General features: G+C 67.1%; 24 protein-coding genes. 15 read left to right on the top strand and 9 right to left on the bottom strand.

The window, feature by feature from the left end:
- Positions 1-93: 93 nt before the first annotated feature.
- Genes AC1RM6_RS22630 through AC1RM6_RS22615 form a run of 4 tightly spaced genes read right to left on the bottom strand, consistent with a single transcriptional unit; the run spans position 94 to position 3,210 of the window.
- Positions 94-222 carry a hypothetical protein gene (locus tag AC1RM6_RS22630; protein ID WP_493105382.1) on the bottom strand — a complete coding sequence of 43 codons (129 nt, stop codon included), beginning with the start codon at positions 220-222 and terminating at the stop codon, positions 94-96.
- The gene (locus AC1RM6_RS22625; RefSeq protein ID WP_493105380.1) at positions 219-1,478 is read right to left on the bottom strand and encodes an adenosylmethionine--8-amino-7-oxononanoate transaminase; all 1,260 of its coding nucleotides are present in this window, start codon (positions 1,476-1,478) and stop codon (positions 219-221) included. The genes AC1RM6_RS22630 and AC1RM6_RS22625 overlap by 4 nt, the downstream gene beginning before the upstream one ends.
- Positions 1,475-2,101: a dethiobiotin synthase gene (bioD, locus tag AC1RM6_RS22620; protein WP_493105378.1), complete on the bottom strand. Its 627-nt coding sequence runs from the start codon at positions 2,099-2,101 to the stop codon at positions 1,475-1,477. The genes AC1RM6_RS22625 and bioD overlap by 4 nt, the downstream gene beginning before the upstream one ends.
- The gene (locus tag AC1RM6_RS22615; RefSeq protein WP_493105376.1) at positions 2,098-3,210 is read right to left on the bottom strand and encodes an 8-amino-7-oxononanoate synthase; all 1,113 of its coding nucleotides are present in this window, start codon (positions 3,208-3,210) and stop codon (positions 2,098-2,100) included. The genes bioD and AC1RM6_RS22615 overlap by 4 nt, the downstream gene beginning before the upstream one ends.
- 156 nt (positions 3,211-3,366) lie before the next feature.
- Between AC1RM6_RS22615 and grpE the strand changes: the two genes are divergently transcribed.
- Complete coding sequence (grpE, locus tag AC1RM6_RS22610; protein ID WP_493105374.1) at positions 3,367-3,918, top strand: nucleotide exchange factor GrpE; 552 nt, start codon at positions 3,367-3,369, stop codon at positions 3,916-3,918.
- 132 nt (positions 3,919-4,050) lie between these two features.
- Here the strand turns inward: grpE and AC1RM6_RS22605 are convergent, their stop codons facing one another.
- On the bottom strand, positions 4,051-5,037 hold the full coding sequence (locus AC1RM6_RS22605) for a sulfotransferase family protein (protein ID WP_493105372.1): 987 nt from the start codon (positions 5,035-5,037) through the stop codon (positions 4,051-4,053).
- Positions 5,038-5,039: 2 nt separating this feature from the next.
- Positions 5,040-5,507: a copper chaperone PCu(A)C gene (locus AC1RM6_RS22600; RefSeq protein WP_493105370.1), complete on the bottom strand. Its 468-nt coding sequence runs from the start codon at positions 5,505-5,507 to the stop codon at positions 5,040-5,042.
- Between the two features lie 163 nt (positions 5,508-5,670).
- Between AC1RM6_RS22600 and dnaK the strand changes: the two genes are divergently transcribed.
- Positions 5,671-7,566, top strand: a complete 1,896-nt coding sequence (gene dnaK, locus AC1RM6_RS22595) for a molecular chaperone DnaK (RefSeq protein ID WP_493105368.1) — start codon at positions 5,671-5,673, stop codon at positions 7,564-7,566.
- 74 nt (positions 7,567-7,640) lie between these two features.
- Positions 7,641-8,765, top strand: coding sequence for a molecular chaperone DnaJ (gene dnaJ, locus AC1RM6_RS22590; RefSeq protein ID WP_493105366.1), 1,125 nt, complete (start codon positions 7,641-7,643; stop codon positions 8,763-8,765).
- Positions 8,766-8,825: 60 nt separating this feature from the next.
- On the opposite strand, the gene AC1RM6_RS22585 is transcribed toward dnaJ, so the two are convergent.
- The gene (locus AC1RM6_RS22585; protein ID WP_493105364.1) at positions 8,826-9,785 is read right to left on the bottom strand and encodes a glycosyltransferase; all 960 of its coding nucleotides are present in this window, start codon (positions 9,783-9,785) and stop codon (positions 8,826-8,828) included.
- A 455-nt stretch (positions 9,786-10,240) separates the two neighbouring features.
- Entirely contained in the window at positions 10,241-11,554 is a 1,314-nt protein-coding gene (gene purB, locus AC1RM6_RS22580) for an adenylosuccinate lyase (protein WP_493105363.1), read from the bottom strand.
- 173 nt (positions 11,555-11,727) lie between these two features.
- Here purB and AC1RM6_RS22575 point away from each other — a divergent pair, with 173 nt between their 5' ends.
- The gene (locus AC1RM6_RS22575; RefSeq protein ID WP_493105362.1) at positions 11,728-12,126 is read left to right on the top strand and encodes an EF-hand domain-containing protein; all 399 of its coding nucleotides are present in this window, start codon (positions 11,728-11,730) and stop codon (positions 12,124-12,126) included.
- Between the two features lie 177 nt (positions 12,127-12,303).
- Positions 12,304-12,840, top strand: coding sequence for a hypothetical protein (locus AC1RM6_RS22570; RefSeq protein ID WP_493105361.1), 537 nt, complete (start codon positions 12,304-12,306; stop codon positions 12,838-12,840).
- 61 nt (positions 12,841-12,901) lie between these two features.
- Here AC1RM6_RS22570 and radC read toward each other — a convergent pair whose 3' ends face one another.
- A complete protein-coding gene (gene radC, locus AC1RM6_RS22565) occupies positions 12,902-13,618 on the bottom strand; it encodes a RadC family protein (protein WP_493105359.1) in 717 nt (238 codons plus the stop codon).
- Between the two features lie 142 nt (positions 13,619-13,760).
- Between radC and AC1RM6_RS22560 the strand changes: the two genes are divergently transcribed.
- The 10 genes from AC1RM6_RS22560 to uvrC all read left to right on the top strand — a co-directional run bounded on the left by AC1RM6_RS22560 (position 13,761) and on the right by uvrC (position 22,718).
- Positions 13,761-16,925, top strand: a complete 3,165-nt coding sequence (locus AC1RM6_RS22560; protein ID WP_493105358.1) for an intermembrane phospholipid transport YdbH family protein — start codon at positions 13,761-13,763, stop codon at positions 16,923-16,925.
- A gap of 64 nt (positions 16,926-16,989) precedes the next feature.
- Positions 16,990-17,172 (top strand): YnbE family lipoprotein, encoded by a 183-nt coding sequence (locus tag AC1RM6_RS22555; protein ID WP_493105356.1) that lies wholly within the window; start codon positions 16,990-16,992, stop codon positions 17,170-17,172.
- Positions 17,169-17,549, top strand: coding sequence for a YdbL family probable chaperone protein (locus AC1RM6_RS22550; protein WP_493105354.1), 381 nt, complete (start codon positions 17,169-17,171; stop codon positions 17,547-17,549). The genes AC1RM6_RS22555 and AC1RM6_RS22550 overlap by 4 nt, the downstream gene beginning before the upstream one ends.
- A 218-nt stretch (positions 17,550-17,767) precedes the next feature.
- Positions 17,768-18,088 carry an AtpZ/AtpI family protein gene (locus tag AC1RM6_RS22545; RefSeq protein ID WP_493105352.1) on the top strand — a complete coding sequence of 107 codons (321 nt, stop codon included), beginning with the start codon at positions 17,768-17,770 and terminating at the stop codon, positions 18,086-18,088.
- A 39-nt stretch (positions 18,089-18,127) separates the two neighbouring features.
- Positions 18,128-18,913 (top strand): F0F1 ATP synthase subunit A, encoded by a 786-nt coding sequence (locus AC1RM6_RS22540; protein WP_493105350.1) that lies wholly within the window; start codon positions 18,128-18,130, stop codon positions 18,911-18,913.
- A 44-nt stretch (positions 18,914-18,957) separates the two neighbouring features.
- Positions 18,958-19,185, top strand: coding sequence for a F0F1 ATP synthase subunit C (locus AC1RM6_RS22535; protein WP_012050658.1), 228 nt, complete (start codon positions 18,958-18,960; stop codon positions 19,183-19,185).
- A 52-nt stretch (positions 19,186-19,237) separates the two neighbouring features.
- A complete protein-coding gene (locus AC1RM6_RS22530; protein ID WP_493105349.1) occupies positions 19,238-19,732 on the top strand; it encodes a F0F1 ATP synthase subunit B family protein in 495 nt (164 codons plus the stop codon).
- Positions 19,733-19,743: 11 nt separating this feature from the next.
- The gene (locus AC1RM6_RS22525) at positions 19,744-20,358 is read left to right on the top strand and encodes a F0F1 ATP synthase subunit B family protein (protein WP_493105347.1); all 615 of its coding nucleotides are present in this window, start codon (positions 19,744-19,746) and stop codon (positions 20,356-20,358) included.
- Between the two features lie 107 nt (positions 20,359-20,465).
- On the top strand, positions 20,466-20,732 hold the full coding sequence (locus AC1RM6_RS22520) for a hypothetical protein (RefSeq protein WP_493105345.1): 267 nt from the start codon (positions 20,466-20,468) through the stop codon (positions 20,730-20,732).
- Between the two features lie 63 nt (positions 20,733-20,795).
- Positions 20,796-22,718, top strand: coding sequence for an excinuclease ABC subunit UvrC (gene uvrC, locus AC1RM6_RS22515; protein WP_493105343.1), 1,923 nt, complete (start codon positions 20,796-20,798; stop codon positions 22,716-22,718).
- The last annotated feature ends 4 nt before the right edge of the window (positions 22,719-22,722 follow it).

The following is a 22,722-nucleotide window of genomic DNA, read 5'->3' as shown; positions in this document are numbered from 1 at the left end:
CGATCAATCTGTCCGCTCAAACCTCTTGCAAGTGGGGGCCGTCCACATATGTCTCGACTACGCTCGACACGAACGGAGGGCGGGTGCGCTCGGTCAGTCCTGACTGTCGTCCTCATCCTTCGGCGGGGCGTCGCGGCGAATATTCTTGATGCGGCGGATGCCGGCGAACATCGGCAGCAGCAGGACCATCAGCAGCATCAGCGCGACGATCTGTTTCTTCATGCGCCGAACTCCCGGGCCGCCTCGGCGATCGCCGTGTAGATCGCGTCGAGATCGGCGTCGTCGATGCAGTAGGGCGGCATCACATAGACGAGATTGCCCATCGGCCGCAGCAGCAGCCCGCGCGCGCGGAAGAAGGCGCCGAGCCGGGGGGCGAGGTCGGAGAGATAGTCGCCCTTGGGGTCGACCAGTTCCATCGCCGCGATCGTGCCGAGCCGGCGGCGGTTGGCGATTGCGGGATGATCGAGCGCGGCGAGGCGCGCCGCCTGGCGGTCGCCGAGATCGGCGATGCGATCGCGCACCGGCTCGTCGCGCCAGATTGCGAGATTGGCGTTGGCGGCGGCGCAGGCGATCGGGTTGGCGGTGTAGCTCGACGAATGGAAGAACATCTTCGCGCGGTCGTTCGAGACATGCGCGTCGAAGATCGCGGGGGTCGCCAGCGTCGCCGCGAGCGGGATCGCGCCGCCGGTCAGCCCCTTCGACAGGCACATGATGTCGGGGGCGATGCCGGCCTGTTCGCAGGCGAACAGCGTGCCGGTGCGGCCCCAGCCGGTCATCACCTCGTCGGCGATGAACAGCACGTCGTGGCGCGCGCAGATCGCGCGCATCGCCGCGAGGGTGGCGGCGGAATAGATCAGCATGCCGCCGGCGCCGAGGATCAGCGGCTCGACGATCAGTGCGGCAGGGCGGTCGGGGGCGCGGCACAGCGCGTCGAGCGCGTCGAGCGTCGCCTGCTCATGCCCCTCGGCGGGAAAGGGCAGGGTGTCGACGTCAAACAGCAGCGGCTGATAGGCGCGGTTGTAGACGCCGCGTTCGCCGACCGACATCGCCCCGATCGTATCGCCATGATAGCTGTGCGCCATCACCACGATCCGGTGGCGCGGCTCGCGGCGGTTGAGCCAATAGCCGAGCGCCATCTTGAGCGCGACCTCGACGCTGGTCGATCCGCTGTCGGAAAAGAACACATGCGCCAGTGGTGCGGGAGCCAGGTCGACCAGGCCGCGCGCCAGCGTCTCGGCGGGTTCGTGGGTCCAGCCGGCGAAGATCAGCTGATCGAGCTTTTCGGTCTGGGCGCGGATCGCCGCCATGATCGTGGGGTGGCAATGGCCATGGGTGGTCACCCACCAGGACGAGATGCCGTCGACGAAGCGGCGACCGTCGGCGGTGAACAGGGCCGCGCCCTCGGCATGGGTGACGTGGGGGATCTCCTCGCCGAGGCCATGCTGGGTGAAGGGATGCCAGACGGGGGAGGAGGTCATGCGAAATCGCCTATGGTGAAAGCCTTGGCGAAGGCTATTCGCAAGGTGGCGGCGTCGAGCGGATCGATCCAGGGCAGCCGGCCGAGCCGCTTGACCCGGCCGATTGCGGCGATGCTGGCCTCGCTGCCCTCATTGGCGTCGCCGATGAAGGCGATGCCGAGGATCGACACGCCGCGCGCGCGCAGCGCCTCGATCGCGAGCAGGCTGTGGTTGATCGTGCCAAGGGTGGTGCGCGCGACGAGGATCGTCTCCATCCGCCAGCGCGCGAACATGTCGGCATAGAGCAGCCCGCCGGTCAGCGGCACCAGGGGGCCGCCCGCGCCTTCGACCACCAGCCGGCGATCGGTCGCAGGCGGGGTCAGCCGTTCGGGGTCGATCGTCACCTGGTCGATGGCGGCGGCGATGTGCGGCGAGGCGGGGGTAGCGAGGCGATAGGCCTCGGGCAGGATGCGGTCGGCGGGGAGGCCCGAAAGGCGCGCGACCCGTTCGCTGTCGGTGCCGTCGTCGAGCCCGGCCTGGACCGGCTTCCAGTAGCAGCCGTCGAGCGCGCCGACGAGGCCGGCGGCGAAGATGGTCTTGCCGACGTCGGTGTCGGTCGCGGTGACGATCAGGCCGTTGCTCATGCGGCGCGTGCCTCGGCGATGGCCGCTGCGAGGCCGGCCACGATCGCCTCGTCGACATTGAGGGTCAGCGAGATCCGAAGCCGCGACGTGCCCGGCGGCACCGTCGGCGGGCGGATGCCGCGCACGTCATAGCCCAGCGCCTGGACCGCCTGCGCGACCCGCATCGTCGCGGCATCGTCGCCGATCATCACCGGCACGATCTGGCTGCCGGTCGCGGGCAGCAGCGTGGCGGCGAAGGCGACCAGCCGGTGGAGTCGTTCGCGGCGTTCGGGCTGGGTGACGAGCAGCGACAGGCTGGCGCGAACCGCCGCCGCCATCAGCGGCGACGGTGCGGTCGAGAAGATGAAGCCGCGCGCCTTGTTGACCAGCATGTCGCGCAATATCCGCGGCAGGCAGACCAGCGCACCCTCGCAGCCGAGCGCCTTGCCGCAGGTGCGCAGGGTCAGGACATTGTCCGATCCTTCGAGATCGGCGGCGAGACCGCGGCCGTCGGGGCCGAACACCCCGGTGGCATGCGCCTCGTCGATCACCAGGAAGGCGTCCTCGCGCGCGGCGAGATCGGCGAGATCGGCGAGCGGGGCGCGGTCGCCGTCCATCGAATAGAGGCTTTCGACCGCGATCCACACCCGGCCCTTGTTGCCCTGCGCGCGCCAGGCCGAAATCGCCTCGGCGAAGGCCTGCGGATCGTTATGGGCGACGGCGACAGCGGTCGCGCGCCCGAGCTTCATCCCCTCATGCGCGCTGGCGTGGATCAGCGCGTCATGGACGATCAGGTCGCGTCCGGCGGGCAGGGTCGAGAAGATCGCACTGTTGGCGGCGAAGCCGGTCGAGAACCAGAGCGCGCACTCGCTGCCGAAAAAGGCGGCGGCCTCGGCCTCGAGCACCTCATGTTCGGGATCGTTGCCGCGCAGCAGCCGCGATCCGCCGGCGCCGACCGCGACCCCGCGGGCGAGCGCGTCGGCGACCGCCTGGCGCAGTTCGGGCGAATGGCCGAGGCCGAGATAGTCGTTCGACGCGAAATCATGGCCGGCCCGGCCCTGCAGCCGGCGGGTGCGGGCGCGCTGGTCGAGGACGGCGAGGGCGTCGGCATGGGCGTCGAGGATCGACATGCGCGCCTCCTATAAGCTGACGGGCGAGAGCGGAAGCGGTTTGCGTTCAGCGTGGCTCATCCGCTTTTTGCCCGAACCCCCTGTTCTGCAGCCGCGCTTTGACTATATCGGGCGGCGGACAGGCCGATGGCCGTGAAACGATTTTCGGATGACAGCATGAACGAAGACCAGATCAACGAGAATGAGATCGAAACCCCGGCAGCGGGCGAAGAGCAGGCCCAGGACGGCGGCGATCCGCGCGCGACGATCTTCGCGAAACTCGAAAGCGAGATCGAGAAGCTGAAGCAGGATGTTCTTTACGCGCAGGCCGAGACCCAGAATGTCCGCCGTCGGCTTGAAAAGGAAAAGCAGGACGCGTCGGCCTATGCCGCGACCAATTTCGCGCGCGACGTGCTGTCGGTCTCCGACAATCTGGCGCGCGCGCTGTCGGTGATCCCGGCCGAGCTGCGCGAGGACGACCGGCTCAAGGGGCTGCTGACCGGTATCGAGATGACCGGCAAGGAGCTGGAGAATGTCTTCCAGCGCAACGGCATCACCCGGATCGAGGCGATGGGCGCCAAGCTCGACCCGAATCGCCACCAGGCGATGATCGAACTGCCGCACGACAGCGCCGAGCCGGGCACCGTCATCCAGGAGATGCAGGCGGGTTACATGATCAAGGATCGGCTGCTGCGGCCGGCGCTCGTCGGGGTTGCCAAGGCGCCGTAATTTGTTTGGCCCTCAGACGCCGGGCGAGGCGCATCCGCGCCTCTGGGCTTCCTCGCAATAAGCTCGGGCGCGCGTTCGCGCTTGCGGACCCTGCGGGTTCGCTGTTCCGTGGCAGATGGCCGGCCGTGCGGCCTATTTCAGGGCGCGTTCGACGATGGCGTTCTGGCGGTGGATCAGCCGGGCCTTTTCCTCGCGGGTGCCGAAGCGGGTGGTCCACAGGCCGTCGAACCAGAGCCGGTTGCCGAACAGCCGGCGGCGATAGCTGGCGATCGCCCAGCGATCCTGCGCGCGCAGGGCGATCCGGCGCAGGATCGACGGCGCGGTGATGGTGCCGGCGAGCTGATAGCCATTGTTGATCAGCCCGCGCGCGGCGACGAACTCGGCCGCCGACAGATCCTTGGGATCGGCATGTTTCCATTTGCCGATGCTGTCGCCATGCGGCGCATCATAGGTCGATTCGCGGTCGTAGCGCAGCATCGCCGGATCATAGTCGACGCCGAGGAAATCGCAGATCCGGCGCAGTTCATATTCGGGATCGCTGGCAAGATCCTCATAGGTGACCGTGATCTGGCGGTCGGCGGGGAGCCGTTCGGCCATACGCCGCCACAATTCCTCGACCTCGGCCCAGGCCCGGATCCCGCGATACATGTTGCCGGCCCAGCCCATCGGGATCGTCGACAGGGCGACGTCGCGGCCGTCGCGGACCAGATGGATATAGCGCGCGTCGGGCCACAGCCACAGCAGCCGGTCGAAATGGCGGTGGATCGTCATCCCGACCGCGGCGGGCGCCGGTTTGGTCCGCGCGACCTGGTCGAGAAAGTCGCGGGCGATGCCGGGGAAGGCGACCCCCTGCGGGATGTTGAGGTTGCGGTTGTGGAACACCCGGTCGAGCGAGAGAAATTCGAGATAGGCGCGCCGCTTCATGAAGCGGCCGTCGGGGGTGATCGCGTCGACGATGAAGTCGCATTCGCCGGCAAAGGCGACCTGCGGATGATGGGCGAGCATCAGCCGCAGCATCGTCGATCCCGATCGTTCGGCGCCGACGAGGAAGACCGGCGGGCGGCCGGTCGGATTCGGTGCGGCCGGCTTCGGCGGTCTCTGGGATCCGGCGGTCTGCACGGTCAGTGCTGCATGCCTGCCATGCCTGCCATGCCGTCATCGGCGCCGGCGGCGACGGTCTTGGCCTCGGCCTCGAACGCGACACCGCTGGCGAAGCGGAAGCGCATCGGGATCGCGGTGCCGGGGGTGATCTGCGGATCGATCTCGAACAGCATCGCGTGATTGCCGCCGGGCGCGAACTCGACCGTCCCACCGGCGGGCAGCGCAACGGTCGCGATCGGTTTCATCGTCATCATGCCGCCGGCCATGCCGCTTTCGTGCAGCTCGATCCGCTTCACGACTGCGCTTTCGATCGCGATCAGCCGGTCGTCCTTCGCGCCGCCCCTGAGCGTGAAATAGCCCGCGGCCGGCCGGCCGGCGACCGCCGCGAGCCGCACCCAGGCGTCCTTGACGCGCGGCGTTCCGCCATCCCTGGCGTGGCAACCGCCCAGCAACAGGATGGCTGTGGCGGCGGCGATGAGGCGGCGCATGTGAAAACTCCCCGATTTGATCGTTTCAATAAGGGCGCTTGTGTCTTGCAGCAACAGAATCCCCCCCTATATCGCGCCAGTCAATTGCAAGCCGGACGGATGCTCGCCTCGTTTACTGGGGGCATGACCGGGGCTTGATCGAATGGGGCGTGAAAGGATTAGAATGGCTAAGGTTATCGGTATCGATCTGGGCACCACCAACAGCTGCGTCTCCGTGATGGAAGGCGGCAAGCCGAAGGTGATCGAAAATTCGGAAGGCGCGCGCACCACGCCGTCGATCGTCGCATTCGCCAAGGATGGCGAGCGGCTGATCGGCCAGCCGGCGAAGCGCCAGGCCGTCACCAACCCGGACAACACCATCTATGCGGTGAAGCGCCTGATCGGCCGCCGCTTCGACGATCCGGTGACCAAGAAGGACACCGAGCTGGTCCCGTATCACATCGTCAAGGGCACCAATGGCGACGCCTGGGTCCAGGCGGGCGGCAAGGATTATTCGCCGTCGCAGATCTCGGCCTTCACCCTGCAGAAGATGAAGGAAACCGCCGAGGCCTATCTCGGCGAGACCGTCACCCAGGCGGTGATCACCGTCCCGGCCTATTTCAACGACGCCCAGCGCCAGGCGACCAAGGACGCCGGCCAGATCGCCGGCCTCGAGGTGCTGCGTATCATCAACGAGCCGACCGCGGCGGCGCTCGCCTACGGCCTCGAGAAGAATGACGGCAAGACGATCGCGGTCTACGATCTCGGCGGCGGCACCTTCGACATCTCGATCCTCGAGATCGGCGACGGCGTGTTCGAGGTGAAGGCGACCAACGGCGACACCTTCCTGGGCGGCGAAGACTTCGACTCGAAGATCGTCGAGTTCCTGGCGGCCGACTTCCAGAAGGCCGAGGGCATCGACCTGAAGAAGGACCGGCTCGCGCTGCAGCGACTCAAGGAAGCCGCCGAAAAGGCGAAGATCGAGCTGTCGTCGGCGCAGACCACCGAGGTCAACCTGCCGTTCATCACCGCCGACGCGACCGGCCCGAAGCATCTGGTCAAGCCGATCAGCCGCGCCGAGCTCGAGCGTCTGGTCGATCCGCTGATCCAGCGTTCGATCGAGCCGCTCAAGAAGGCGCTGGCCGATGCCGGCATGAAGGCGAGCGACATCGACGAGGTCGTGATGGTCGGCGGCATGACCCGCATGCCCAAGGTTCGCGACGTCGTGAAGCAGTTCTTCGGCAAGGAGCCGCATACCGGCGTCAACCCCGATGAGGTGGTGGCGATGGGTGCCGCGATCCAGGCCGGCGTGCTCCAGGGCGACGTCAAGGACGTGCTGCTGCTCGACGTGACCCCGCTGTCGCTGGGCATCGAGACGCTGGGTGGCGTGTTTACCCGGATGATCGACCGCAACACGACGATCCCGACCAAGAAGTCGCAGACCTATTCGACGGCCGACGACAACCAGAACGCCGTCACCATCCGCGTCTTCCAGGGCGAGCGTGAAATGGCCGCCGACAACAAGATGCTCGGCCAGTTCGACCTGGTCGGCATTCCGCCGGCACCGCGCGGCGTGCCGCAGATCGAGGTCACCTTCGACATCGACGCCAACGGCATCGTCAACGTCCACGCCAAGGACAAGGGTACCGGCAAGGAGCAGCAGATCAAGATCCAGGCTTCGGGTGGCCTTTCGGATGCGGACATCGACCAGATGGTCCGCGATGCCGAGAAGTTCGCCGAGGACGACAAGAAGCGTCGCGAGGGCGCCGAGGCGAAGAACAACGCCGAGAGCCTGATCCACTCGACCGAGCGTCAACTCGAAGAGCATGGCGACAAGGTCGACGCCGCGCTCAAGTCGGAGATCGAGGCGGCGATCGCCGAGGCCAAGACCGCGGTCGGAACCGGCGATGCCGGCCAGATGACCGACAAGGCGCAGGCGCTCGCCCAGATCGCGATGAAGCTGGGCCAGGCGATCTACGAGAAGGAGCAGGCCGCTGCGGCTTCGCCGGGCGCCGAGGCTCCGCAGGACGATGACGTGGTCGACGCCGAATTCTCGGAAGTCGACGACAAGAAGGCGTAAGTCTTCGAAATGTGTAAGGCGTACTCCGGCCCCGTCATGCGTGACGGGGCCGGTTGGCCGTGTGCGGGGGCTTGATGGCTGATATCGATTATTACGAACTGCTCGAGGTCGAGCGGACCGCCGACGACAAGGTCATCAAGACCTCGTACCGGCGGCTGGCGATGCAGTGCCATCCCGATCGCAACCCCGGCGACAAGGAGGCCGAGGCCAAGTTCAAGGCGATCAGCGAGGCCTATGACTGCCTCAAGGATCCGCAGAAGCGCGCCGCCTATGACCGTTATGGCAAGGCCGCGTTCGAAAATGGCGGGTTCGGCGCGCGCGGCGGCGGCCAAGGTTTCGAAGGCTTCTCCGACATTTTCGAGAATATCTTCGGCGAATTCATGGGCGGCGGTCGTGGCGGCGGTGGCCAGCGCTCGAGCGTGCGGCGCGGTGCCGACCTGCGCTACGATCTCGAGATCAGCCTCGAGGACGCCTATGCCGGCCGCCAGGAGTCGATCACGGTCGATGTCGCGGCGCAGTGCGAGAAATGCGACGGCTCGGGCGCCAAGCCCGGTACCGGCGCGAAGCAGTGCACGACCTGCCAGGGGCATGGCAAGGTGCGCGCGCAGCAGGGTTTCTTCGTGGTCGAGCGCGCCTGCCCGGCCTGCCATGGCGCCGGTCAGGTCATTTCCGACCCGTGCGACGAATGCCATGGCGAAGGCCGGATCGAGAAGCAGAAGACGCTCGACGTCCGGATCCCGGCCGGGGTCGACGAGGGCACCCGCATTCGCCTGACCGGTGAAGGCGAGGCCGGCGCGCGCGGCGGGCCGGCGGGCGACCTCTACATCTTCCTCCATCTGTCGCGACACGACCTGTTCGAGCGCGACGGCACCACCCTGTTCGCGAAGGCGCCGATCAGCTTCACCACCGCGGCGCTGGGCGGGACGATCGACGTGCCGGGGCTTGACAAGGCGGTGCACGAGATCCGTATTCCGGCCGGTATCCAGTCGGGCAAGCAGATCCGCCAGCGCGGCGCCGGCATGCCGGTGCTCAACGGCCGCGGCCATGGCGACCTGGTGATCCAGGTCGAGGTCGAGACCCCGACCAAGCTGACCGCGCGCCAGAAGGAACTGCTCGAGGAATTCCGTGCGACCGAGACCGGCGACGAATGCCCGCAGTCGAGCGGCTTCTTCTCGAAGCTGAAGGATATCCTCGGCTAATTTCCCGTCATCCCGGCCCCCGGATCTGGGCTTCGCCCCGTCCGAGGGCCGGGATGACGGCTATTTCGACCGCCCCCACCCATAGCGAAGCATGTCCCGCCACAGGCCGGGCTGGCTCGCCAGCGGGCGGCCGCGCAGGCGGGCCCAGAGCGATCCGATCGGCCAGGCGGCGAGCCAGAGCAGATTGGCGAGCAGCAACCCTGCCGATCCGTGGCGGCTGCGCAGGAAGCGCGCGCGCGAATCGAACCAGTAGCGGGGGCGGCGGCCGGTGCCGCTGGCGATCCCGGTGACCCCGGTCGCCTGGCCGGCGAGATGGACGACGCGGCTTGCGGGCACATGCCAGCAGGCGAACCCGGCCGCCGCGGCGCGGGCGCACAGGTCGACCTCCTCGAAATAGAGAAAATAGGCCTCGTCCATCGGCCCGACGCGGTCGTACACCGCCTGCCGCATCAGCATATGCGATCCCTCGACCCAGTCGGCGTGGATCGGTCCGGCGGCGATCGGGATAGCGACGTCGTGGCGGATCAGCCGGCGGGTCAGCGGGCCGAAGCGCAGCGCCGCGAGCAGTTCGCCGATCGGCGAGGGGAAATGGAACGCCGAGATGCGCGGCGAGCCGTCGGGGGCGAGCGTCTGTCCGCCGACGATGCCGACCGCCGGATGGGCGTCGACGAAATCGACCAGCGCGGTCAGCGCGCCGGGTTGCGCGATCGTGTCGGGGTTGAGCAGCCAGATGAGATCGGGGGCGATCCCCGCGGCGCGGGCGCAGGCGATGCCTTCATTGTTGCCCGCCGCGAAGCCGCGATTGCGGGCGGTGGCATGCAGCCGGCACCAGCCGTCCGCGCCGTTCGCCGCGATCGCTTCGGCGACCCGCTCGGCCGATCCGTCGCCCGACCCATTGTCGACGATGACGACCTGCGTGTCGCCACGCGCGACGACCTCGGGCGCGATTGCCGCGAGCGCGGCGATCGTCAGGTCGGGGGTGCGATAATTGACGATGACGACGAGGATGCGGGCGGTCATCGGCGGGGGGCTGCTCCACGGCCTCAAGCGCGTGATGCGCGAAGCCGTGGAGAAAGTGATGCCGCCGGATGGTCCGAAAGACAATCGCCCCGCGCGATGGCGAGGCGGACCGGCTGGCAAAAATGGCGGGGAGGCTGTGATTGAGGTGCCCCTCCCAGGCACCCGGCCCGCATCCCCGGTGGCTTCCGATCAGGAAGGCTTTGGGGACGAGGGCGGTATCGTCAGCTTAAAGCGTGACGACACCGAGAACGACCACCTGCGAGGCGATCGCGAGAATCGCGGTGATCGCGATTTCGAACATCTTCATGAAGTTACTCCTACGAACGAGCTCGTTGGCCCGCGACTTGCGCATTGGTGCGCTGCAGGAGCGTTTACTCTACCAAAACGGTTGGACGCAATTTCGTAACAGTTCGTCGCGCATGCAAGTTGCGCAATCGTGAAACAATCTTACGTCGTCAACCCGCGAACACACGTTCGAAAATGTCGTCGACATGCTTGAAATGATAATCGAGGTCGAATTTATCCTCGAGCTCAGAAGGGGTTAACGCGGCGCTAACGTCCGAATCACCCTTCAGCAGTTCGAGCAGCGACAGCTCACCGTCCGATTCCCAGACCTTCATCGCGTTGCGCTGGACGAGCCGATAAGCGTCCTCGCGGCTGACCCCCGCCTGGGTCAATGCGAGCAGCACCCGCTGCGAATGGACGAGGCCGCCCATGCGATCGAGATTCTTCTGCATGCGCACCGGATAGACGAGCAGTTTGTCGATCACCCCGTTGAGCCGGGCGAGCGCGAAGTCGAGGGTGATCGTCGCGTCGGGGCCGATATAGCGCTCGACCGATGAGTGGCTGATGTCGCGTTCGTGCCAGAGCGCGACATTTTCGAGCGCGGGGGTGACATAGCCGCGGACCATCCGCGCCAGGCCGGTGAGATTTTCGGTGAGCACCGGGTTGCGCTTGTGCGGCATCGCCGACGAGCCCTTCTGGCCCGGCGAGAAATATTCCTCGGCCTCGAGCACCTCGGTGCGTTGCAGATGGCGCACTTCGGTCGCCAGCCGTTCGATCGATGAAGCGATCACCCCCAGCGTCGCGAAGAACATCGCATGGCGGTCGCGCGGAATCACCTGGGTCGAGACCGGCTCGACGGTCAGGCCGAGCTTGGCGGCGACATGCGCCTCGACCCGCGGGTCGATATTGGCGAAGGTCCCGACCGCGCCCGAGATCGCGCAGGTGGCGATATCGGCGCGCGCCGCGACAAGCCGCGCCTTGTTGCGAGAGAATTCGGCATAGGCCTCGGCCATCTTGAGGCCGAAGGTGACCGGCTCGGCATGGATGCCGTGGCTGCGGCCGATCGTCGGGGTCAGCTTATGTTCGTAGGCGCGACGCTTGATCGTTTCGAGCAGCGTGTCGAGATCGGCGATCAGCAGATCGGCGGCGCGCGCCAGCTGGACCGCGAGGCAGGTGTCGAGCACATCCGAACTGGTCATGCCCTGGTGCATGAAGCGCGCCTCGTCGCCGACATTGTCAGCGACCCAGGTCAGGAAGGCGATCACGTCATGCTTGGTCACCGCCTCGATCGCGTCGATCGCGGCGACGTCGATCACGGGCTTGGTCGCCCACCATGCCCACAGCGCCTCGGCCGCCTGCTTCGGCACGACGCCCAGTTCGGCGAGCGCATCGGTGGCGTGCGCCTCGATCTCGAACCAGATGCCGAAGCGGGTTTCGGGCTCCCAGATCTTGACCATGGCGGGGCGCGAATAGCGGGGGATCATAGGGAAGGCCTTTCGTGGGCGGTCGTTGCGGCGCGCCTAGCAAGCCCGTCGCGGAACGGCAATCGCGCAAGGGGCCGCGGCAGCGATCGGTCCGAATCCGGACCCATATCGACGGTCCCGCGTTTTGAAGCACGACCGTCCGATGCCGGTCCTGTCGATCAGTGGAGTATGCAATGCGTATTGTTGTCGGTCTTGCGATGCTGGCGTCGCTGCTGGGTTCGTCGGTGCTGAGCGCCCATCCACGGGTGCAGGGCACGGCACGCAGCAAGGCGGCGCGCAGCGTGGCGACCGGCGCCACCGACCATCTGCCCAAGGTCCGGATTCGCGGGGTCGAGGATCCCGATGGCATGACGCCGCTCGCCTTCGCGCGCTGGATCAAGCGTCATCCGGCGGTGGTGGCGTCGCGCGACGATCATCGGCCTCTCCAGCTCGCGTCGAGCACGGGACTGCTCAACCGCACCGCGCTGAGCTTCTCCGCGGCCGATGCCGATGGCGACGGGCGGGTGTCGGCGGTCGAGCTGGCCGATTTCCTCGAACGGCCGAACTATTCGGTTTCGGCCAGCCTGTCCTGAGCGATCATTTCATCGATTCGTCGCCGGAATCACTCGACTCGCAAAGTCCGCAGCCCGCCGGGTGAAACCTCCGCCGATGATCGATGGTTATACCCGGACCATGACGCTCCCTTCGTCATGCTGGAATTTCAGATGATGCCTGGCAGCATCTTTGCCTCGATTTCCATGGAGAGAGATATGAACAAGCTTATGCTCATGGGCGGTGCCGCCCTTCTCACGCTGTCCGGTGCGGCTATCGCCCAGACCGCGGCTGCGCCGAGCGAGCCCGCCCCCGACATGAGCACGCCCGCGCCGGCCGAGACGCCCGACGCGGCCACGTCGGCCGCACCGGCCGCTGCTCCCGCCGCGACCGCGGATGCGTCGGCGACGCCTGCCCCCTTGGCGCCGGCCGAGGCCGCGACCCAGACCGCCAGCGCCGCGCCGGCGACCCCGCCCGCGGTGAGCGCCGACGCGGCCGCCAAGGTCAACGCCGAATGGGCGAAATATGACGAGGGCAACAAGGGCAAGCTGACCCCGCTCGAATTCGGCAGCTGGGTGCTAGCGGCCAAGGGCCAGGACCAGACCGCGCAGGTCGAAAAGACCAAGACCAGCAAGAAGGCCGGGCTGCCGGCGGTCAAGGTGCTCAACGCGACCGCGACCGACTTCGCCAAGGCCGACACCGACAAGGATCGGATGATCTCGCCGAACGAACTGGCGAGCTTCCTGTCGGCCTGATCGGTCGGCGTGCATGACAAGGAGGGCGGTCCTGGCAGGGCCGCCCTTTTTCACGTCCGCGTCAGATGAGTCCCAGCGCGCGCAGGCTCGCCTGGCCGCCGGTGCCGACGACGATATGGTCGTGGACGGCGATCCCCAGCGGCTTGCCCGCGGCGATGATCTCGCGGGTGAGGGCGATGTCCTGGCGGCTCGGCTGCGGATCGCCCGAAGGATGGTTGTGGACGAGGATCAGCGCCGCCGAATGGAGTTCGAGCGCACGGCGGATGACTTCGCGGACATGGACCGCGGCCTGGTCGATCGACCCTTCGGAGATGAGCTCGTCGCGGATCAGCATATTCTTGGTGTTCAGATGCAGCACCCGCACCCGCTCGACCGCGCGGTGCGCCATGTCGGCGTGGAGATAGTCCTGGAGCGCCTGCCAATTCGACAGCAGCGGCCGGTCGTGGACCCGGCCGCGCAGCAGCCGCAGCGCCGATGCTTCGGCGATCTTGAGCGCGCCGACCACGGCTTCGCTGGCACCGGTGCGGGCAAGCGATTCGGCGTCGGCGGACAGCAGCGGGCCGAGGCCGCCGAACTCCGCGAGCAGCTTGCGCGCCATCGGCTTGGTGTCGCGGCGCGGGATGGCGAGCGTCAGCAGATACTCGACCAGCTCATGATCGAGCAGCGCCTCGGGCCCACCGTCGATCAGCCGGCTGCGCAGCCGGGCGCGGTGACCGCTGGCATCGGTGGCGGGATCGGGACCGGAAAGCGGAAGGGCGGGATCGGGGGCGTCGGACATCGGCGCGGAGCGTATCGCAGATCGTTGCGGTGAACCATCGCGCCGATACGCCGTTGAACCGCCATGCTCCTGCGCCGGCTCGTTTCGCCTCTCATCACTAATCGGTCGCTTCGGGGGCTTTGTGCAGGCTAGAAGCGACCCGATGGAGCCCGAGCCCAGACGCATATCCCGCCTGGCGGTCGCCGGTGGTGTAACGACGACCCTGATCGCCGCGGGTGCGATCTGGCTGTGGATCGAACGCACCCCGATCGCGACCGGCTATATCGACGAGGCGCTGCGTGCGAAGGGCGTGCCGGCATCGTACAAGCTCACCCATGTCGGGTTCCGTACCCAGCGGATCGAGGCGATCCGGATCGGCGATCCGGCGCATCCCGATCTCGTCGCCGACTGGGCCGAGATCCGCCTGTCGGTCGGGATCGGCGGGGTGAGCGTGCGCGCGGTCGATGCCGGCGGCGTGCGACTCCATGGCCGGGTGGCCGATGGCCGGCTGTCGCTGGGGACGATCGACCGGTTGCTGCCCGCGGGCGGCGGCCAGGCGCCGTTCGCGCTGCCCGACATCGCGCTCACCGCGCGCGCGGCTAAGATCGATCTCGATACGCCCGCGGGGACGGTGCACGCGATGGTCGATGGCAAGGGCGGACTGGCCGATGGTTTTCGCGGCAGGGTCGGAATCGCCGCGGATCGTCTCGCCGTCGGCGGATGCAGCCTAGACGCCCCCCGGATCCGCCTCGCGGTCGAGATCGCGGAGGGGCGGCCGCTGCTCGATGGTCCGATCGGCGCGCAACTGCTGTCCTGTAACGGCATGACGATCCGCGCGCCGGCGATCGACCTGAGCGCGCGCGGCAGCGGCGACCTCGTCCGCTGGACCGGGGTTGCGGTGGTCCAGCGCGGCATGATGGCCGCCGGGGCGATTTCGGCGGCGCGGCTGGGAGGGCGGATCGGTTTCGATGCCTCGCCGAAGACGATCTCGGGCGAGGGCACCTTCTTTGCCGAACGGGTTCGCACTGCGCAGGCCTCGGCGGCGCGGCTGGGGATCGAGGGCGGCTATCGATTCGACCCGCAGGGCCAGGGATCGTTCGTCGGCGAGGCGTCGGTGCGCGGCGCGGCGGTCGATCCGCGGCTCGCGGATAGCGCCCTGGAAAGCCTGCGGAGCGCGGAGGCCACGCCGGTGGGGCCGGTGCTGGCGGCGTGGGCCAAGGCGCTGCGTGCCGCCGGGCGACAGATCGACGGAACCGCGACCGTATCGGTGCGCGCGCAGTCGGGTGGCGCCGCGCTGCAGGTCGAACGGCTCGACATTGCCTCGGCAAGCGGGGGCAGGCTGCTCGTGCGCAGCGAACGTGCCGAGGGGTTGGGCTGGCGCTGGCCGCAGTCGCAGCCGTCGATCAATGCAAGCGCCGAATTGAGCGGCGGCGGGTTGCCCGAGGCGCGGGTCAGCCTGCGTCAGCCCGTGCCCGGCGCGCCGCTGACCGGATCGGCGACGGTGGCGCCGGTGCGGGTCGGCGACGCCCGGCTGGCGATCGCACCGACGCGCTTCGGTCCGGCGGCGGGCGGCGGCACGCTGGTGACCACCCGGCTGACGATGGACGGGCCGCTTGCCGACGGGCGGGTCGAGGGACTCGACCTGCCGCTGTCGGTGCTGATCGGGCGCGGCGGCGCGATCGCGGTGAATCGCAGCTGTGCGCCATTGGGCTTCACCCGGCTGGCGGTCGCAGGATCGGTGATCGACCGGTCGAGTCTGCCTCTATGTCCGATCGATGGCGCGATGTTCGGGCGCGCCGCGTCGGGGGCGCTTTATGGCGGCGCGCGGATCGCCGGGCCGCGGTTGCGCGGGCGGGTCGGCGAACAGCCGCTGACGATGCAGGCGCAGGCGATCGACGTGCGGGTCGGCAGGCCCGGCTTCGATCTGAGCGCGCTGCAGGTGCGGCTGGGCGACCGCGCGGCACCGACCCGGCTCGACGTCGCGCATCTCGCGGGTACAGTCGATCGCGCGGGGATCGCCGGCAGCTTTGCCGCTGCCGACGGCAAGATCGGGCCGGTGCCGATCCTGCTGTCGCAGGGCGCGGGCCAGTGGAGCCTGGCGGGCGGGGTGCTGACGATCGACGGCGCGGTGAAGGTTGACGACGCCCAGACCGACGCGCCGCGCTACCATCAATTGTCGGTGCCCGACCTGAAGCTGGTCCTCAACGGCGGTTATATCACCGCCGGCGGCACGCTGACCGAACCGCTGACCGGCAAGCCGGTGTCGTCGGTCAGGATCGCGCATTCGCTGCCGAGCGGGCGCGGCGACGCGACGCTCGACGTCAAGGGGCTGCGCTTCGCCAAGGGCTTCCAGCCCGACCGGCTCACCCCGCTCACCGTCGGCATCGTCGCCAATGTCGAAGGCGAACTGGCGGGGCAGGGCAAGATCGTCTGGGCGGGCGGCAACGTCACCAGCAGCGGCGTGTTCCGCACCGAGGGGCTGAACCTCGCGGCGGCGTTCGGTCCGGTCACCGGGCTGAAGGGCGAGATCCGGTTCACCGACCTGCTCGCGCTCGAAACCGCGCCGCATCAGACGGCGACGGTCGCCGAGATCAACCCCGGGATCGCGGTGGTCGACGGGGTGATCCATTATCGGCTGCTCAGTGGCCAGAAGCTGGTGGTCGAGGACGGCAGATGGCCGCTCGCCGGCGGCACGCTGACCCTCGAGCCGACGACCATGGATTTCGGCCAGCCGGTCGAGCGGCGGATGCTGTTCCGGATCGACGGTCTCGACGCGGCGGCATTCGTTCAGCAGCTCGAATTCAAGAATATCGCGGTAACCGGCAAGTTCGATGGGGTGTTGCCGATCATCTTCGACGCGCAGGGCGGCCGCATCGAGGGGGGACAACTGCGGGTGCGGCCCGGCGGCGGCACCTTGTCCTATGTCGGCGACGTCACCAATGCCGATCTCGGGCGGATGGCGCGGATCGCCTTCGATGCGCTCAAGGCGATGCGCTACGATCGGCTGACGATCGACCTCAACGGCTCGCTCGACGGCGAGATCGTCAGCAAGGTCCGTTTCGACGGCACCAACGACGCGCCCAAGACCGACAAGAAGCCCAAGGGGCTGGTCGCGCGGATGCTGGCGCCGGTCACCCGTCTGCCGTTCCGGTTCAATATCACCATCACCGCGCCGTTCCGTGGTCTGGTCAGTTCGGCGCAGACCTTCGTCGATCCGTCGATCGTGCTGCGCAACGTGCCGGTCCAGCCGCAGGCGCCGGCGCCCGCCAATCCCGCGCCGGATCCCGTCCGGCCCCCGACCCCGCCGGCCGCCATTCAGCCCCGGTAAAGCGAGTCCATGCGATGAAAGTCCCGAGATTGACGATGAAGCGTTGCGATGCGAGCCTGAGGCCATGAGCAGATTGCCACTAGCCGTTTTCGCCTTTGCCACGCTTGGCGGTTGCATCCAGATCACGGCTCCCGAAAAGCCGATCGAAATCAACCTCAACGTCAATGTGAAGCAGGAGGTGGTGGTTCGTCTGCAAAAGGATGCCGACGATTTCATCGCCAACAACCCGGAGTTGTTCCCGAAATGACGCGCCTGACCAAGATGTTCCCCCTGATCGCCGGAATCGCGATGAGCCTTTCGGCCGTTCCCGCGCTTGCCGCCGATCCGGTGGTCGAGGCTGCGCTCACCGCCGGCACGGTCGGCGAGCAATGGGATGGCTATCTCGGCTTCGTCAGCGCACCGTCGGCCGACGTGAAGGCCGCGGTCGACGCGATCAACATCAAGCGCCGGGCCGGCTATACCCAGATCGCCAGTTCGCGCGGGGTGACCGTCGATCAGTTCGCGCAGACCACCGCATGCAGCACCTTGCGTGCGGTGAAGGCGGGCCAGAAATATAAATTGAAGGACGGCGGCTGGAATGTCCGCGCCGGCAGCGAATCGATCACCCCGGATTATTGCGGCTAGATTACGAATCATCGCGTGGTCGATGTCGGCGATTTCGCGCGGTCGGCCCTTCAAATGGCGAGTAGTCAGGATTCGTTAAGCTGCCGGGCGGGCTTCCAGGCCGGCTTGCCGACCCATCAAACAATTGACTCGCCTCCCCCCCCTTCCTAAAGGGTCCTCGCCTTGGCGGGATCGCTCGTCGGCATGGGCGCAACTTTCCGGCAAGGGGAGAGGTGACCATGGCGCAGGACGATCCCGGGCAAGACCGGGGAAGCATTGGGGATGAACGCCTGACCACGCTCGATGAGCGTCTCAAGGCTGCCCAGCATGCCGAAATGGTCAGAACGGGTTCGGCGCATAAGAAGCCTGAGAGGGGATATTCCCAGGGCAACCGTGTGCTGACCGAGCTGGTCGCGGGTCTTGCCGGCGGTGGATTGCTGGGCTGGTGCTTCGATCGCTGGCTGGGTACCACCCCCTGGCTCCTATTGGTGATGCTGTTCCTTGGGATCGGTGTCGCCTTCAGGAATATCATTCGGATTTCGCAGGAGCGCCCGGAATGAATTCCGGACGCTTTTGGCATAAGCAGGGGTAGGCAAAGCGTGGCGGCCGAATCAGGCAAGATCGATCCGATGCACCAGTTCCTGATCGAACCTTTGTTCGGTAAGGATTGGGCCATTGCGGGCCATAACATCGCCTTTACCAACAGCGCGCTGTGGATGGTGATCACCTTGGCGGCGCTGTGGATTTTCATGCTCGGCGGCATGAAGCGCGAGCTGGTTCCCGGTCGCTGGCAAGCGGCGGTGGAAAGCTTCACCGGCTTCATCTCGGGGATGATGGCGACGAACATCGGGCCCGAGGGCAAGAAGTTCACGCCCTATGTCTTCTCGTTGTTCATGTTCATCCTGATCTCGAACCTGATGGGCATGATGCCGACCGGCATCTTCGGGCTCCATCCGTTCACGGTGACCAGCCATCTGACCATCACCGGCGTGCTGGCGATCATCAGCTTCGCGATCGTGCTGGTGGTCGGCTTCGCCCGTCACGGCTTCCACTTCTTCTCGCTGTTCATTCCGCACGGCACGCCGGGCTACATGGTCCCGCTGATCTTCCTGATCGAGCTGTTCTCCTTCCTGATCCGTCCCTTCTCGCTGGGTCTGCGACTGTTCGTCGCGATGACCGCGGGCCACATCCTGATGAAGGTGCTGGCCGGGTTCGTGATCAACGGGCTGAACGCCGGTGCGCTGACCGTCGCGATCGTGACGATCCCCAGCTTCGTGCTGATGATCGGCATCACCCTGCTCGAACTGCTGGTATGCGCGATCCAGGCCTATGTCTTCGCGCTGCTGACCTCGCTCTATCTGAACGACGCGGTCAACCTGCACTAAGTTTTCACCAAGGTTTTCAACTGTTTAATCCCAAGGAGTTTATCATGGACGCAGAAGCCGCAAAGCTTATCGGTGCCGGTCTGGCTGCCATCGGTGTCGGCATGGCCGCACTGGGCGTGGGCAATGTCTTCGGTTCGTTCCTCGAATCCGCGCTGCGCAATCCGGCAGCCGCCGATGGCCAGCAGGGCCGCCTGTTCATCGGCTTCGCCGCTGCCGAGCTTCTCGGCCTGCTGGCGTTCGTCGTCGCGATGATCCTGCTGTTCGTCGCGTAAATCTGCCGGGGCCGGTTCGCCGGCCCCCCACTGCCCCAACAGGGACTGCTCGATGCCTCAGATCGCCCAGATTGCCGCGACCTACGCCTCGCAGATCTTCTGGCTGCTGATTGTCTTCGGCCTGATCTATTTCGGGATCGGCCGGGGCATGCTGCCCAAGATCGAAGCGACCGTCGACGCACGCGACAAGAAGATCGCCGACGACCTCGCCGCCGCACAGGCTGCGCGGACGCTGGCCGACGAGACCGAGGCCGCTTACCGGGCGCGCATCGATGAGGCGCGCGCCGCCGTGCAGAAATCCGCAGCCGACGCCAAGGCGGCATCGGCCGCCGAAGCCGAGAAGCGGGTCAAGGCGGCCGATGCCGACCTCGCCGCCAAGGCGGCCGAAGCCGATGCCGGCCTGAAGGCCGCGCAGGCCAAGGCGCTGGGTGAGATCGAAAGCGTCGCCGCCGAGCTCGCCCAGGATATCGTCGCCAAGGTGTCGGGGCTCAGCGTCGACAAGGCGGCGGCCGAAGGCGCGGTCAAGACCGCGCTGGCCAACGGCTGAAGGATCTGACCATGTCCAACCCCGGCTCCGTTGCCGTCGCCGCCAATCTCGCCGATGCCGATCATCTCGAGGGGCTGCCGAACACCACCGCCAGCCAGGCGGTGAACACCGAAGAACATCATGTCGATCCGACCGCGCTCGGCATGAACGCGACCGTCTGGGTCTCGCTGGCGATGCTGGTCGTCATCGTCCTGATGGTCTGGAAGAAGGTGCCCGCGATCCTGGGCTCGATGCTCGACAAGAAGATTGCGGGTATCCGGGCGCAACTCGACGAAGCCTCGGCGCTCCGCGCCGATGCCGAGAAGATCAAGGCCGAATATGAGGCCAAGGCGAAGGCCGCCGCGAGCGAGGCCGAGGCGATGCTCGTCCATGCCCGCGAAGAGGCCGACGCGATCGTCGAGCGCGCCCGCGTCGATGCATCGTCGCTGATCGAGCGCCGCGGCCGGATGGCCGAGGACAAGATCGCGGCCGCCGAGCTTAGCGCCGTTGCCGAGGTTCGCGCCAAGGCCGCCGCTGCGGCGACTGCCGCGGCCGCCGCGCTGATCGCGGAACGTCACGACGCCACCGCCGATACCGCGCTGGTCGACAAGGCGATTTCGGGCCTGGGCACCGCCCGCCTCAACTGAGCCGGCATCATCGCCATCGAAGGGCCCGCCGAGCGATCGGCGGGCCTTTTGCGTTTGGGCCGTGCATCTTTACGATTCCCCCATCAAAGCCGCGTAGATGAGCGATCATGGGCGCGATCGGCTGGATCTGGGCATGCATGCTGCTGTTGGGCGCGGCGCGGGCGCAATTCGCGCATGCGCTGCCGCCCGAGCTGGTCGGCGCGATGCTGCTGTCGGGACTATGTGCCCTGCCTTTGCTGTGGAATCGCACGACCGGACTGCTCGGCGCGGTGGCGCCTTCGGGCCTCGTGCGGGCCGGGCTGGCTTTGCTCATCCTGCTGACCGCCGGTGTCGCCCAACCTGCCGCCGTCGTCGGGATGATCGGTCTTTCCTGAAATAGCCGCGTCGAAATCGTCGGCGGGGTTCAATCCGGGACGGAAACATCCTAGATCAGGATGGTGAACCAGGCCCCCCCGACCGACCGTTTCAACGAAGAAAAAAGCGTCTACACCGTGCGCGGATCGGATGCGCCCGATCTGGAAGCCGGCATCGCCGCGATCCGCAACGTCCTCGACACGCTGCCCGCGCGCCCCGGCGTCTATCGGATGCACGACGCCCGCGGCGACGTCCTCTATGTCGGCAAGGCGCGCGCGCTCAAGAATCGGGTCGCCAACTATACCCAGGTCGCGCGGATGCCGAAGCGGCTTAGCCGGATGGTCGCGCAGACCCGGTCGATGACGATCGTCACCACCAACAGCGAGGCCGAGGCGCTGCTGCTCGAGGCGCAGCTGATCAAGCGCTACCGCCCGCCGTACAATGTCCTGCTGCGCGACGACAAAAGCTTCCCGTTCATCCTGCTGCGCGAGGATCATGATTATCCGCGCATCCAGAAGCATCGCGGCGCGCGCAAGGCGAAGGGGCAGTATTTCGGTCCGTTCGCCAGCGCCGGTTCGGTCACCCGCACCCTCAACGCACTGCAGAAGCTGTTCCTGCTGAGAAGCTGCACCGACAGCTTCTTCGCCAATCGCGACCGCCCGTGCCTGCTCTACCAAATCAAGCGCTGCTCGGCGCCGTGCGTCGGCCGGATCGAAGAAGGCGCCTATGCCGAGCTGGTCGACGATGCGAAGGCGTTTCTCGGCGGCAAGTCGACCCAGGTCCAGAAGAAGCTGGGGGAGGCGATGAGCGCCGCGGCCGAGGCGATGGATTATGAGCTCGCCGCGGTCTACCGCGACCGCCTGCGCGCGCTGACCTTCATCCAGGGCAGCCAGGCGATCAACGCCGAGGGGGTCGCCGACGCCGACGTGTTCGCGATGCACAGCCATGCCGGGACGGTGGGCATTCAGGCCTTCTTCATCCGCGGTGGCCAGAATTGGGGACACCGCGCCTTCTTCCCGGCGCACACCGCCGATGTCCCCGAGGAGGAGGTGCTCGCGAGCTTCCTGATGCAATTCTATGAAGAGGTCCCGCCGCCGCGGCTCGTTCTGGTCGATCGCGATCCGGCCGAGACAGCACTGCTCGCCGAGGCGCTGGGCGAGCGTGCCGGCCGCAAGGTGCAGATCAAGGTGCCCCAGCGCGGCGAGCAGCGTAAATTGCTGGCGCAGGCGCAGCGCAACGCGGTCGAGGCGCTCGACCGGCGGATGGCGGAATCGACCACGCAGAGCCGGATCATGCGCGAGATGGCCGACCTGTTCGAGCTCGACGAGATTCCCGACCGCATCGAGATCTACGACAACAGCCATATCATGGGGACCAACGCGATCGGCGCGATGGTGGTCGCGGGCCCCGAAGGGTTCCGCAAGAACGCCTATCGCAAGTTCAACATCAAGAATCCTGAGACCAAGCCCGGTGACGATTTCGCGATGATGCGCGAAGTGCTCGGTCGGCGCTTCGCACGGCTCGAGAAGGAGGATCCCGAGCGCAAGGGTGGCGACTGGCCCGACCTGCTGCTGATCGACGGCGGCAAGGGCCAGATCAGCGCGGTGTGCGAGGTGCTCGAGACGATGGGGGTCCAGGACGTCGCGATCGTCGGCATCTCGAAGGGCCCCGACCGCAATGCGGGGCGCGAGCATTTCCACATGCCCGACGGGCGCGAGGCGATGCTGCCGCCCAACTCGCCGCTGCTTTTCTATTTGCAGCGGTTGCGCGACGAGGCGCACCGCTTCGCGATCGGGGTGCACCGGACGAAGCGCGCGGCGAACTTCACTTCGAGCCCGCTCGACGATATTCCGGGGATCGGTCCGGCCCGCAAGAAGGCGCTGCTGATGCACTTCGGCACCGCCCGCGCGGTCCGCAGCGCGGCGCTGACGGACCTCGAAAGGGCACCCGGCGTTTCGAAGGCGATGGCACAGGCTATTTACGATTTCTTTCATGGGGGAGGTTAGGACA

This window comes from Rhizorhabdus sp. GW822-FHT03C02 (assembly GCF_058801765.1).
Note: the sequence above shows the minus strand (reverse complement) of the source record. Positions and strands in the feature narration are given on the sequence as shown.

Bases quoted from the DNA above. Each gene is read 5' to 3' on its own strand.
- AC1RM6_RS22560 (WP_493105358.1), top strand. From the start codon at position 13,761: ATGGAGCCCGAGCCCAGACGCATATCCCGCCTGGCGGTCGCCGGTGGT.
- AC1RM6_RS22555 (WP_493105356.1), top strand. From the start codon at position 16,990: ATGAGCAGATTGCCACTAGCCGTTTTCGCCTTTGCCACGCTTGGCGGT.
- AC1RM6_RS22615 (WP_493105376.1), bottom strand. From the start codon at position 3,210: ATGTCGATCCTCGACGCCCATGCCGACGCCCTCGCCGTCCTCGACCAG.
- AC1RM6_RS22575 (WP_493105362.1), top strand. From the start codon at position 11,728: ATGCGTATTGTTGTCGGTCTTGCGATGCTGGCGTCGCTGCTGGGTTCG.
- AC1RM6_RS22570 (WP_493105361.1), top strand. From the start codon at position 12,304: ATGAACAAGCTTATGCTCATGGGCGGTGCCGCCCTTCTCACGCTGTCC.
- AC1RM6_RS22535 (WP_012050658.1), top strand. From the start codon at position 18,958: ATGGACGCAGAAGCCGCAAAGCTTATCGGTGCCGGTCTGGCTGCCATC.
- AC1RM6_RS22630 (WP_493105382.1), bottom strand. From the start codon at position 222: ATGAAGAAACAGATCGTCGCGCTGATGCTGCTGATGGTCCTGCTGCTG.
- AC1RM6_RS22550 (WP_493105354.1), top strand. From the start codon at position 17,169: ATGACGCGCCTGACCAAGATGTTCCCCCTGATCGCCGGAATCGCGATG.
- AC1RM6_RS22585 (WP_493105364.1), bottom strand. From the start codon at position 9,785: ATGACCGCCCGCATCCTCGTCGTCATCGTCAATTATCGCACCCCCGAC.
- AC1RM6_RS22520 (WP_493105345.1), top strand. From the start codon at position 20,466: ATGGGCGCGATCGGCTGGATCTGGGCATGCATGCTGCTGTTGGGCGCG.
- grpE (WP_493105374.1), top strand. From the start codon at position 3,367: ATGAACGAAGACCAGATCAACGAGAATGAGATCGAAACCCCGGCAGCG.
- AC1RM6_RS22600 (WP_493105370.1), bottom strand. From the start codon at position 5,507: ATGCGCCGCCTCATCGCCGCCGCCACAGCCATCCTGTTGCTGGGCGGT.
- AC1RM6_RS22545 (WP_493105352.1), top strand. From the start codon at position 17,768: ATGGCGCAGGACGATCCCGGGCAAGACCGGGGAAGCATTGGGGATGAA.
- radC (WP_493105359.1), bottom strand. From the start codon at position 13,618: ATGTCCGACGCCCCCGATCCCGCCCTTCCGCTTTCCGGTCCCGATCCC.
- AC1RM6_RS22530 (WP_493105349.1), top strand. From the start codon at position 19,238: ATGCCTCAGATCGCCCAGATTGCCGCGACCTACGCCTCGCAGATCTTC.
- dnaJ (WP_493105366.1), top strand. From the start codon at position 7,641: ATGGCTGATATCGATTATTACGAACTGCTCGAGGTCGAGCGGACCGCC.
- dnaK (WP_493105368.1), top strand. From the start codon at position 5,671: ATGGCTAAGGTTATCGGTATCGATCTGGGCACCACCAACAGCTGCGTC.
- bioD (WP_493105378.1), bottom strand. From the start codon at position 2,101: ATGAGCAACGGCCTGATCGTCACCGCGACCGACACCGACGTCGGCAAG.
- AC1RM6_RS22525 (WP_493105347.1), top strand. From the start codon at position 19,744: ATGTCCAACCCCGGCTCCGTTGCCGTCGCCGCCAATCTCGCCGATGCC.
- purB (WP_493105363.1), bottom strand. From the start codon at position 11,554: ATGATCCCCCGCTATTCGCGCCCCGCCATGGTCAAGATCTGGGAGCCC.
- AC1RM6_RS22625 (WP_493105380.1), bottom strand. From the start codon at position 1,478: ATGACCTCCTCCCCCGTCTGGCATCCCTTCACCCAGCATGGCCTCGGC.